Origin of the sequence: Sphingomonas sediminicola, assembly GCF_049991885.1 — a bacterium.
Taxonomy (GTDB): Bacteria; Pseudomonadota; Alphaproteobacteria; order Sphingomonadales; family Sphingomonadaceae; genus Sphingomicrobium; species Sphingomicrobium sediminicola.
The window spans coordinates 2,275,637-2,287,413 of sequence record NZ_CP178916.1 but is presented as its reverse complement, the minus strand read 5'-3'; the positions used below and the strand labels follow the sequence as shown (position 1 = coordinate 2,287,413).

Here is an 11,777-nt window from a genome sequence, read left to right as displayed (position 1 = left end):
GGCGGAGCGGACAGTCTGCTGCGAACTGGTCTCTACCGGCCATTTCCCTGATTCCTCACAAGTTGCAGGGAAAACGAAGAATCAGCGGCTCGAAATCCCGCCACTCTTGCAGAATTCTCGCGACGTTCTCGCCACTCGCGACGGCAATACCCTGATACGGTAAGCAGGGAAATTTTTCAGGCTCAACAGGGAATGGGCTTGTGTCGAACAGCGAAAGCAGCGCTGTGGGTTACAAGCATGCCGCCCGGCGCCTCGTTCAAAGTACCGGCGCGCTCGATCCAAGCTTCGACCGGACAGACTGAAGCGCGGAAGTCAGTTCTCGGGTCCGTTGTCCGAGGTCTTGGATCAGGGTCTCAGCGTCGCGTTCCTCGATGACCCTAGTCAGTACATCAGCCACACCGCCGCGGAGATCCACGAGCTTCAAGACGGCTATCCAGTGACCGCTGCGATCAATCGCCGTTTTGGCCACGCCGTGACAAAGGAAAGGTCGGAGCTCCTCTAGCTCTCGGAAGCGGGCGAGCGCGTTGGACGCTTTTGCGCCCTTCTTGCCGAGCTTCTCCAACGCCGCAGCCAGATCATCGAACCTCTGTCCGACGAGGCGCCGGAGGCGACCTTCACCCCCTGCGCGAAGCATTTGGAGGGTTTCGCTGACGCTGAGCTCAGCCCTGGCGAACAGCTGGATGGCCTCGCCTCGCCAGGCGTTCACGTCGCGAGCAGTGTCGTGCCAGACGTCTGGCTCGCCGCTGACCACGATTGGAGTGTGAGCAGTCATGCAGTGCCCTCTAGATCAAAGCAGTTACGACAGGGTTTCCGCGAGGGCGCGGTGGAAAAGCGACCCGGATGTGTATCGAGTTACAATCAGCCGCAGGTGGGGGGACTGGACAAAGCGTGTCGCCCGAGTCGACACTGCCACGCGGATCGGTTCTCCACCGGGGACGGGATAGACTGATCTTCACCAGAGCGGCGCCGGGGACGGTGCACAGGACGGAGCTCACCGGAGACGGGAGCGCGGTGAAAGCAGGCGCCAAGGCGCCACCTTTTAAGACTTTGAGATCGCCGTCACGAAGACAGCGCGCAGGAAAGACTGCGCCCGTCACGCCGGGATCACGGGGGAAGATCGATGTCACCTATCAAACAACACGCCGTTGGCGATGGTGCTGGAGCGCGCCAAAATTACCAAGCCCAAGTCGACTGGTGGGCGACAGGAAAACTGTGGCAGTGCAAGCGTGATCCACGGCGCTATTCGGCCCGGGAGGTCACAAAAGCGCAACGGATCATCGAGCGGTTCGGTGTCCGGATCCCGTTACTCATCGCGTCGGACGGTTGCGTCCTTGGGCACTTCGTCGTCGTGATCGCTGCGCGCAAGCTCGGCATCGAGCAGCTGCCAGTCCTCTATGCAGATGACCTGTCCCCTGCCGATCGCCACGCGATGTCACTCGCCCTCAACCGTCTTTATGAACTCGGCGAATTCGACCAGGCGATGCTCGGTGCACTCGTCATGGATCTCGAGGTGGAGCTACCTGGCCTCGAGTTCGACGAGCTCGGTTTCGAGGCGGCCGAGATCGACCGCGCCGTGGCTGCACACACGCGCGGCTCAAGCCGGGACGAACAAACGCTGCCGCCGATCCCAAGCATCGTGTCGAACCGGGGGGACGTCTGGCTGCTCGACGACCACCGCGTCGGCTGCGGAGATGCGGCCGATGCAGAGATCTACGCCCGTCTCCTGGAGGGTCGATCGGCCAACATGGTCTTCACCGATCCTCCCTATGGTTGCCCGGTCCAAGGCTTCGTTACAACGCGGGCGCACAGGGAGTTCGTCCAGGCCTCAGGCGATCTAGATCCCGAGCAACTTGAGCGCTTTTTCCGGACCTGGTGCGAGGTCATGGCAGTAAGCGCCGAACCTGGAGCCGTCATCGAGCTTTGTATCGACTGGAGGTCGGCGAGCCTCCTCATGTCGGTTGCGCAAGATGTATTCGGCCCGATGATCAACATGGCGGTGTGGGTCAAGGACCGCGCCGGCATGGGCAGTTTTCTTAGATCACAGCACGAGCTGGTGTTGATCTTCGCGGCACCGGGTCGGAAGTTCCGTAACAATGTCGAGCTCGGAAAGAACGGTCGTCACCGCAGCAACGTCTGGAGATACCCGAGCGCGCTTACGTTCGCGCGCACGGGTGTCGAAGGCGATCTCCTGGAAGACCATCCAACACCGAAGCCCAAGGAGCTGATCATGGACGCGATTCTCGACTGCACCAGTCGAGGCGACACCGTGCTCGACCCTTTCCTGGGATCTGGCTCGACCCTGGTCGCCGCGGAGATCACGTCACGCAAGTGCGTCGGGATCGACCTCGATCCGGGTTACGTCGACCTCGCCGTGCGCAGGTGGCAATCTTGGACTGGACGCGACGCGGTCCTCGAGAGTTCTGGCCGCACTTTCAACGACATCCTAGCCGACGATCGCTCGGGCGGCGAGCACGGGGGTCGCGATCGTGGCTGACGAGCGCGAGTACAAGGTCGGATACTGCAGGCCTCCACCTGAACACCGCTTCAAGAAGGGCCAGTCCGGCAATCCCAAGGGCCGGAAGAGAAAGCGCCTTTCCGATGCAGAGATTATCGCGAAAATCCGCGATGAGCGGATCCCAATGGTCCTCGACGGCCGGAGAGTCCTGGTTAGCCCTTTGGAGGCCGCTCTCCGCAAGACTCTCCACACGGTTCTTGCCAAGGGCAACGTACGCGACCTGGAGCGACTCCTTTGCATGTTCAACAAGCACGGCGCGCCGTCTCCAGAAGATACCTATGAACAGCACCAAAGAGAGGGTGACGCGGTTGTTCAGAAGTTGTTCGATTACCTCGAGAGAACCGTGCCTGACGATCCCGAACCGTAGCGGCTCCCGGGCGCCGGGGCCCGTATGAGGATCGCGGATGTGCCCGGCTCGCCAACTCAGCGTGAGAACCGGCGTTACGTGAACGCGGTTCGACTCCCTCACCTGGCCTAATCGTCGCGCGAACTGGACGCGGTTGCAAACCTGGAGGACTGGCGCGGGTCCATGTTCAGCAATCGGCGATTAGTTGCTAGCAGCAACGACTTCATATCCCTTGGACTCACTCGGCGACAGGCTTCGACAATTCATACTCGAGCTCGCGGATTTCCTTGCGACGTTTGAGCTCCTCGAGTTGAGCCTGCTGCTCCGCGGCCGAAGCCTTCTCGAGCGAAGCGTAGGTGGTGCGTGCTGTGTCGACTACGCCCGCAATCGCAGCTGCGCCCGGATCGGAGCCGTACTTGAGGCGGGTCGGCGCACCAGAGGCATCAAATTCAGCGGCCACTTCCTCGCTACCGAAGAGGCCGCCCCTGCCTATGGGAATCGTGAAAAGACCCGAGAGTTGCGGAAAGGACGCGCTTCCATTCGCACTCAGTGTTCGCGCAAGCGTACTCGACTCGTCTTTCGCGCAGACGGCGGTGACGCTTGGAGGACCGCTGCAGGGAAAGACTGAAATGGCCGCGGGCACCGCGCGACGATATACGAGACCGGGAACCGCCTTGGTCGGAAATGTCATGGAGGTTTGAAGCGCCGTAGCCATTGGCTTGTCGGCCTGCCAGGAAATGCCGAAACCCTGCTGTCCCACCTGGCGTACACGGTAGCTTTCGAAGGCGGCCTTCGCGGCCGGTGTCGAAAGGTCGAAGAACGACGCGATGTCTGGCCTCGGAATGTGAGCAAATCCGCCAAGCGTGCCCTTTGCTGGATCGATTGGCGGGCCGCTCGAGGTTACCGTAAGCAGGTCCGAAATCCGTTGGAACTCCGCGCGTCGCGCCGCTAGCTCCGTCGAAATGGCCGCGACAGGCGCGTCTGGCGTAGCAATTGCGCTTTCCAGTTCGAGGATATTTTCTCTCAGGCGCTCCTGCTCCTTCAGCGCCTCCTTGGCTTCTTGCGTGCAGTCGAACGGTAAACTGCTCGGGTGGGATTCCATCGCTCCGACAACGCCGCCGCTCGCGAGCGTAGCGCCCGCCTTTACGAGGGCAGAGATGACGACACCTCCCTGGCCCTCGTTCGTCGCGTTGAACGATTCGAGCGTTCCGTCGGCACGAAGTTTCAGCTCGGTGGTTCGCTTCGCAAGCATGCCCTTGCGGGCGTCGACACGGATAAGCGTGGGATCGGCCACGGTCTTGCTTGCTATCACCACCGTGGTCTCGAATTTCGGCTCGCGAGAACTTCCGGGACAGCGCACCAGGCGCTGCGCGACTTTCGCCCCAGCCCTTGTCTTGGGTAGGAAATAACCAAGCTCGTAAGTCTTCGACGCAGCTTCCGCTGGCGCGGCCAACAACCCGGCCAGTCCAAGGAAAAGAAGGCCGCTCCGGCCCGCTCTATAACTTGTCGACACCCGTAGGTGGGATCGGAAAGCAGGAAGATGACGCATTGGCACAAGCTCCCGCTGCACGGGGCGATTCGGCTCGTTTACTTTAAGTTGAACGCGTTCACAAAAACAGGCCTCTCCCGCCAAGGTCGGTTTTCAAAGAGAAGCAAAACGTTCGTCAACAGGCCGCGTTCTTGAAGTGAAGCAAACGGGTGCGCCGAGCCGCACCCGTCCCTGTTCACGGCACGCTGACCCGGTCTGATAAGGAAACGAAGTCCAACCACTTCAAGAGACTTCGCTTTCCTTTCCCCGCGCGAGCGCCCGTCTTGTTCTGAGAAACCGCCAGAGTCTCCTGAGTCCGAGCGCCGTGGCCAGCGTTCCGAGCATGGCGATGAGACCGATGACCAACTGGACCCAGGCCGTCGCCCTTTTCAAGCGATGCTCCGTAGAGTCCATAAAATCGTCAAATCGTTGACCCCACGTGACTCTCACGGCCAAGGGCAATTGCAGGGTTCGGAGCAACATGTCCTTATTCCCGTTCGGTGTCTCGATGATCACGTAGGCGCTCAACATCAGTCGATGACTAGGAGCGTTCAAGGCAGTGACTTGCCACTCCCACCGAGCCGCCGGCCCCACGTACAAGTCACGAGCCACAAGATCCTCGGGTTCGATTTTGAAACCATCACCCGTAAGTCGCGCGGCCATTCTCCGCCCAATCTTAAGCTGCACCTCTTTTTTCGGCTTCGAACCAAGCAGCTCAGAAACAGGCGCAATTTCGGGATCACTCGAAACCACAAAACTGACGGTTGCCGTTTCACCGCGCAGCATGCTTTCGGGATGATCAACGGCGCCGCTACCGCTTTCAAGACTAGCGCTGATTTCGCTCGCGCGGCTGCAGTCGGCCCGCGACACGCGTTCTCCACGGAGCACCTTACAGGAAACCACGTCGTGGGGATCGTTGCCCGTGAACACATTTGGACGAGGAATACTGGAGGAGGCGGGGGTTGACGCCGTAGGTACTGCCTCTTGGACAGACCGAAGAAGGTATAGGGAGCCAAGCAGTACAATTGCGATCGCAAGTGTCGCAATGAGAAGCCCATGCTTAACAAAGCGCCGCATTTCAGTTCCTCCGAAACCCTCGGCTTGGGAGCCGCGACAGCAGTGGGGATCGCGCGCGTCCTTCTTTAGCTTTGCCGACTTTCTAGTTGAAGAAACCACGACCAAATGACGCCCAAGACGGCTGTCACTGCCGCGGCAACGCTGTCGTGCTTCCGGAGACTCTCCGACCACGCGGAGTCCGGCATGATCAACGCCGCTGCGACCGAGACCAGCCAAACGACGAGAACGAAGCCCCAGGCCCAGACGCCGAACTTATAGGACATAACCTTCCCCTTTCGTGGATTCGCAGTGCGGAATCATTGTCGAGGCGGCTCGCTCTCTGCCGACGAGGGAGCGGCGAAAGCGTTGGGGGAGATCGGAGGACAATTGGCGCTAGCAACCCGCTGCCGCAGCCCCGCCACTCGGCAGATTGCAGGCGTTGGACCCGTGAGCCGTCCATCCCGACAGGCCGAGCACATGCGACTAAACGATGCCTCCAGTTGCAGCGAGTAGTCGAACGGTGTCGCTCCACCCCAGTTCGGCCCCGGGGTTGCCTCTTGCGGATTCATTAGCTGCCCGCCGGGGACATCACGCATCCACTTGGTGCGGAGCTCATCTCTGCGTGCCGGATCGGTTAGGCCCGCCATCGTGTACCGGCTCGCCGGGGTCGGAACGATGCTTAGGGTCGGTGACCGAGGCCACTGCGCGAGCGAGTGGCACGAGAGGCAAGACGAGCGCAGGTTGTCGGCGGGGCCGTTAAGCCGGCCCTGGAAACCTGGCCACGGCCTTTCTGGCCAAGGGTCCTCGCCTTTCCACACGATGCCGGCGAGTTCGGAATTCAGGCGAGTTGACGGCAGCTGGGCGAAGTCGCCAAGAGCAGGAGCCGTGGCTTGGGGGTCATTGCCCCACATCAGTCCGACGGGCGTGAGATCGCCATACAGACCACTCTGGTTATTCTGCCACACGAAGGTCCCAAACAGCCAGCCGAACGGCGCGCGTGGGTCACGCACCGCGATGTCCATCTGCAGCAGTTGCAATTGGCGTTTCGTCCGGGTGGAAGGAGGGTGCGAGCTAGATGACGAACCGGCCGCGTCGATATACGCCCGCACCTTCGGGGCACCCGCCAAGTAGGGGACTGCCGCGTCGGTGAAGAGTAGCTTGAATGAGACAGTCTTAGCTGGGAACGTCCAGCCCAGCTGCGGCCGCGATGGGTTGCACGGGTCAGCGAAGATGTCGTGAAGGGCCTTCGCTCCTTCCCTGTTGTAGAACCCAATCGCCCACACCTGCGGCCCCGTCGGGGACTGCGGCGAGAGGTCGCCGGCGTCGGGACCGCGTTCCTTCGTCAGGCCCAGCTGAGCCTCGCGGCCGTTCGGTCCGTAATCCATCCACGGCGCGATCCACCACTCGGCGCCGGGCGCCATGGTAACGGTATTGTCCTGTATCTTGAGGCCGGACGCCTGCACCTCTGACAGTACGGCGGCCATGTAGTTGAGCCAGTCGGTACGAAAATCGACCTGCTCCCAAGGATGCACGGTGGGCACGAGAGCGGTGGGAAGGTCGGTACGCCACTTTAGAGGGGGCACTCCTGCGCGGAAAGCCGAGCTGGCCTGCGCCGGGAAGCGGGCACAGGTGACGGTTTGAAGGGCCTCGGCCGGCTGGCCACTACCGACCGCCGCCAAACCAGCGAGCATTGTCGACGCGGCCAGAAGCATCATTACGCTCTTTGACATTTGTGTCTCCCCGCTCCCGTCTTTGTCAGTCACCCTCCATCGAGTAGCGGGCGGCGAGCAAATTGCCCGGCCCGATGGTGACAACGACGTTGGTGCAGCCGCCCGGCTTGCCGTCCTTGTCCCGCCCGATCTTCGCTGTCGCAGTAAGACATTGAATGTCGTTGACCGTGGTGAGGTATAGGTCGCCTCGACGGTCAAGTTCGTCCCGGATTTCCGGGTCCGGCAGCACGACACCGCCGTACTCGTGCGGCCCGGACGAGATCAGGTAAACGGATGCCCCCACCGTCTCCAGGAAAAGCAGCCTCGACGACGTGAGGCTGCCGTGATGCCCGACAACCAGGACGTCGGCGTGTACTGCCCCGGGGTCGTCCCGCAGCAGGCGACCCTCGATCGAGTTCGCACCCGGAAGCGCCCCCAGAGGCCTTCTTTGACCACCCTCGGCATCGCCCATCAGCAGGACGCGCCGCGAGCCGATGTCGAGCCTAATTACCAAGCTGTTGCCGTTCGGATCCGCATGCGGTGAGGAATCGGCATTGAGTACGACGAACTGGCTATTTGCGCTGAGTGACACGGCCCCGGACGTGATTGCCTGGGTGCGAGCGAGCACGACATCGCCCGTGCACGAGCCCGCCTGGAAACGGACGCGATGCGGCGCGTCGGCGACGGCGCCGTGGTAGATCAGCCCTGGTTCAGCCGATGCCTTCTTGAGGAAGCGGCAATAACCGACCGTCTGCTGCACCCGGCCGCTGTCCCAGACATTTCGAACGTCGAATTGGTCGAAGACATCCGGCAGCAGGACTTCGTGATCCTCGTGCGGATGGCTGAGCACCAGGTGATCGATCGTCCTGAGTTCGGGCCGGACGGCGTGGAGGTAGGCCAGCAGGCGATTATTCGGGCCTTTTGCCGCGTCATCCTGCGAGCCGCCGTCGTAGATCATGGTCCAGCCTGGCCCCTCGACGAAGAGCGCGAGGCCCGTGCCCACGTCGATCATGTGTAATTTCGTCGGGCTCCCGAGCGCGGTGATAGCGGGGCCACCGACCACGATGGTCCAGGCCTTGCTAACGTAACCGGTGCTGCCATCCGACATGCGGACCTGTCGCCACCGCGCGGTTTCGCGAATGACCTTCAGCGATTCCCCGCGCGTCAGTGCTCCGACCGCGGGCGAGGCCCTGCTCGGTGCGGACCGGATGACGACGTTGCGGCTTACGCGGTCGCTCGGGGCAACAAGAGCTTGCGCGGAGACAGTTCCGGTCCAGACCAGGGACAGGAACACGCAGAACGCTGCATGCATAGATACTCGGTGGCACCGTGCGCATGCCCCTCCCGCGATATTGCCGCAGTTAGCTAGATGGCCCTGCACACTCTCCCCCCGGTTGTACGAGCAGCCGGGCGTCAGCAGTTCGGCACGCTGATCAATAACGTATCCGTCAAACGGGCACGCATTTCAATGCCACCAAGTGAAACTGGTCTCGAATGCAGACACGATAGAGTCGCCGCAGGAAGTAATCTTCGCAATCAACTAAACAGTTTCACTGTAAGACTTATATTCAACGGTGCACGAGGAACCGGGTTAGAAAATGGCGAGGGATTGCTAAGTTACCCGAAGAGCGGGATAAATGTTTCCGCCGAATTGCGAGTAACCACGATCACCATGGGGCGGTGATCATCGGGGGTGTTTGGCCATGAGCACGCGATTGCTCAGCACCGGTCGTCGCGCACAAACGCCAATTGCGAGCTTTGGACCGTCGATCCGGAGGTCGCCGTCATGAGCTTCATTGAAGTCTGGCGAGGCGGGCCCGAGCTAATTCTTGCGGCGCGGCGGATACAGGTGGCGCCGTGAGAAGCTCCGTACATCTTCAAGTGTTTTCCCGGATTGCCCTCGTTGCGGCCGTGCTAACGAGCACGGCGTGCGTCTGGTCGCGTGCCTCCGCGGATGAAGACCTCGGACAGGGTTGGTCCCAGGCCGACCGCGACCTCTGGTACGAACAAAGCCAGGGGTCCCGGTTGCTGCCCTACACGTGGGCGAAGGCGCTAGAGACAGCCAACGGAACGGAAAAGTTCTTCGATCCTGCGAATATGGGCCGGTTCGGTTACTTGCCACCGGAGCCAACCTCACTCAGCAGACTGCCCGTCGGGTTTGCGATTGACCGCCAGAAGGGCGATGGCTTTACCTACTCGGACCTCCAGTGGTTCGAGGGCCAGCGGAACGACGAGGCGTGGCTCGGCATGAACTGCTCGGCCTGTCATACGGCCGAGCTTCAATTACCTGAGAAGACACGAGACGGCAGCGCGGCCTGGAAGCGTATCCGGGTTGATGGCGGACCTACTCTCGCTGACTTCCAGTCAATGATCGAAGCGCTCGATGCGGCACTCCACTCGACGAATGATGATGCGGCGAAGTTCGAGCGTTTCGCGGCGAGCGTTCTCCCACGCCGAGATGATCCTGCCCTTGCCCGGGCCGACCGCGACAGCCTGAGGAGGGCCCTCACAAAGCTAATCGCGTGGCAGGATCGCGTGGCTCTCGCGAACCATGGTGGCGCGGCGACGCGCCAAGAGCCCCAATTCGGCAACGGACGGCTCGATGCTTTCGGCCACATCTACAACAAGGTCGCGCTCTTCGTCGGGGCACAGAACCAGATCCTGAACCCGTCAACCGCGCCCACTAGCTACCCCTTCATCTGGAACACGTCGCAGTCCGACCGCGTCCAGTGGAACGGCATTGCCAGCAACCAGAGGCTGGGGCCGGAAGGACACTCGTTCGATTATGGCGCACTCGGCCGCAATTCAGGCGAAGTGACGGGGGTCTTCGGCGATGTCGCGTTGCGTTCGGGAGGCGGTGCTGGCGGCTATCGCTCCAGCGTGCAGGTCCAGCGGCTCAGCGAGCTCGAACGGCTGCTCGGCAGGCTTCGCCCGCCGCCCTGGCCGCTCAAGCCGATCGACACCGGAGCAGGCAGTTTGTGGGCCGCCGGGCAGAAGCTCTTCTCTCAAAGGTGCGCGAGCTGTCACGCGCCGCTAGCCGCTGACGATCTCAAGACACGCTTCGAGGCAAAGATGAGCCTGTTCCGACCGGGCATCGCAGGCAACACACCGCCTGGGACAGATATCTGGATGGCGTGCAACGCTTATACCTACCAGATCCGGACAGGTGTCCTTCAGGGGACCAAGCGCGACGTCATTTCGGGCGCGCCACTGGCTGAGGTCGAGCCCACGTCCCGCGTGCTGGAGACCGTCGTAAAGGGTGAACTTGCCGGACAGAAGCGGGAGCTCGTGGCGGCAGCCGTGAAGGCGATCTTTAACTCGGCTCCTGCCGCCAGACCCGTCCCGCCCACCGGTGCATTCGTGGAGCCCGGAAGGGATCGCGCACGACGGCGCCAGATTTGCATGACCGCGGATAGCCCCATCCTCGGGTACAAGGCACGGCCACTTACGGGGATCTGGGCCACGGCTCCGTACCTACACAACGGCTCAGTGCCGACCTTGTACGACCTGCTTCTGCCGGAGAAGCTACGTCCCAGCGAATTCTACGTGGGATCGCGTCGCTTCGACCCGGAAAAGGTTGGATACGTGACCGCCAAGGCGCCGGACAATCCCTTCAAGTTCGTCACCCATTCCACGCCGGACGAGGCCGTTCCCGGCAACGGCAACGAGGGCCACGATTACGACAACGCATCCCTGAAGGAGCCTGAGAGATGGGCGCTAATCGAGTATCTCAAGTCGCTTTGAAGCACGGATTACCGGCGGCCGTGGTGGGCGCGCTGCTGTTTGCGGCAGCCGGCAACGGTTCCGCGCAGAATCCACCGCAGAAGGCTTCGAAGGCTGATCTCACCGCCGCGGACCAGAACCCGATCGACACAGCGGCGCTAAACAAGATGCTGGCGGGTCTTCCACAAGTGACCTTCGACGACGAAGGGACTGAGCGACGGTACTACGTCTGGGAAGGCGACATGCTGCTGGGGCGTGACGAGGTCCAGGCGATGCTCTTCGCACACCGCTCACTGCAGGCGCCGGCACGGCAGGGTGAGCTACTCCTGCAAGTTCGGCCCGACGGTCGCCCGGGAGTTTGGGCACGGCCCAAGCGAACGCTGACGTACTCGATCGACTGCCGGACATTCGAATCGGCCGACAACTGCCGGATCGCCGAGCAGGCATTCACGAAGGCTGCCCGGGACTGGGAAAACGTCTGTCCAACGTGCGGCGTCCATTTCCGCAAGGCCCCGGCCACTGCCGGTTATCGACCGAAGGACGGCAGCGGACCTACGTTCGTGGTCCGTTACGATCCCGAGGGATACGACTACCTTGCAATTGCATTCTTTGCGAACGATCCCGCCTTCAAGCGCTATCTCGGGGTTGGACCCGACTTCTTTACCACGGACATCAGTCGGGACGGGATCCTGCGCCACGAGCTTGGTCACGTGCTCGGCTACAGGCACGAGCACAACCGTGCACCGGCCGGATGCTACTTCGAAGACAACCAGTGGCGAGCACTTACGCCCTACGATCCCAAGTCCGTCATGCACTACCTGTGCGGCGCAGGCGGGACCATGCAGATGGTGTTCACAGCCAGCGACCGCGCCGGTCACCGCACCGCGTACGGAGCGTGAC

The 11,777-nt window shown here is 61.9% G+C and carries 10 protein-coding genes; 4 read left to right on the top strand and 6 right to left on the bottom strand.

Translation table 11 applies throughout. The annotated features are described in order from the left end of the window. Window positions 1–256 precede the first annotated feature (256 nt). Window positions 257–772, bottom strand: a complete 516-nt coding sequence (locus ACMC5O_RS11935) for a hypothetical protein (protein WP_187708587.1) — start codon at window positions 770–772, stop codon at window positions 257–259. A 348-nt stretch (window positions 773–1,120) separates the two neighbouring features. On the opposite strand from ACMC5O_RS11935, the gene ACMC5O_RS11930 reads away from it, so the two are divergent. Continuing rightward, window positions 1,121–2,494, top strand: a complete 1,374-nt coding sequence (locus ACMC5O_RS11930; RefSeq protein WP_426692921.1) for a DNA modification methylase — start codon at window positions 1,121–1,123, stop codon at window positions 2,492–2,494. Next, on the top strand, window positions 2,487–2,882 hold the full coding sequence (locus tag ACMC5O_RS11925) for a DUF5681 domain-containing protein (protein ID WP_187708589.1): 396 nt from the start codon (window positions 2,487–2,489) through the stop codon (window positions 2,880–2,882). The genes ACMC5O_RS11930 and ACMC5O_RS11925 overlap by 8 nt, the downstream gene beginning before the upstream one ends. 217 nt (window positions 2,883–3,099) lie before the next feature. Here ACMC5O_RS11925 and ACMC5O_RS11920 read toward each other — a convergent pair whose 3' ends face one another. The 5 genes from ACMC5O_RS11920 to ACMC5O_RS11900 form a co-directional block, all read right to left on the bottom strand. Then, window positions 3,100–4,314 (bottom strand): hypothetical protein, encoded by a 1,215-nt coding sequence (locus ACMC5O_RS11920; RefSeq protein ID WP_222949852.1) that lies wholly within the window; start codon window positions 4,312–4,314, stop codon window positions 3,100–3,102. A 318-nt stretch (window positions 4,315–4,632) separates the two neighbouring features. Next, the gene (locus ACMC5O_RS11915; protein ID WP_187708591.1) at window positions 4,633–5,259 is read right to left on the bottom strand and encodes a hypothetical protein; all 627 of its coding nucleotides are present in this window, start codon (window positions 5,257–5,259) and stop codon (window positions 4,633–4,635) included. Window positions 5,260–5,531: 272 nt separating this feature from the next. Further along, window positions 5,532–5,729, bottom strand: a complete 198-nt coding sequence (locus tag ACMC5O_RS11910) for a hypothetical protein (RefSeq protein ID WP_426692920.1) — start codon at window positions 5,727–5,729, stop codon at window positions 5,532–5,534. 33 nt (window positions 5,730–5,762) lie between these two features. Continuing rightward, window positions 5,763–7,175, bottom strand: a complete 1,413-nt coding sequence (locus ACMC5O_RS11905) for a hypothetical protein (protein WP_426692919.1) — start codon at window positions 7,173–7,175, stop codon at window positions 5,763–5,765. A 25-nt stretch (window positions 7,176–7,200) separates the two neighbouring features. Further along, window positions 7,201–8,466, bottom strand: coding sequence for an MBL fold metallo-hydrolase (locus tag ACMC5O_RS11900; protein ID WP_426692918.1), 1,266 nt, complete (start codon window positions 8,464–8,466; stop codon window positions 7,201–7,203). A 599-nt stretch (window positions 8,467–9,065) separates the two neighbouring features. Here ACMC5O_RS11900 and ACMC5O_RS11895 point away from each other — a divergent pair. Together ACMC5O_RS11895 and ACMC5O_RS11890 are read left to right on the top strand one after the other, a co-directional pair. Further along, window positions 9,066–10,898 (top strand): di-heme-cytochrome C peroxidase, encoded by a 1,833-nt coding sequence (locus ACMC5O_RS11895; protein ID WP_426692917.1) that lies wholly within the window; start codon window positions 9,066–9,068, stop codon window positions 10,896–10,898. Next, entirely contained in the window at window positions 10,865–11,776 is a 912-nt protein-coding gene (locus tag ACMC5O_RS11890; protein ID WP_187708596.1) for a hypothetical protein, read from the top strand. Before ACMC5O_RS11895 ends, ACMC5O_RS11890 begins: the two co-directional genes overlap by 34 nt. Window position 11,777: the final 1 nt, after the last annotated feature.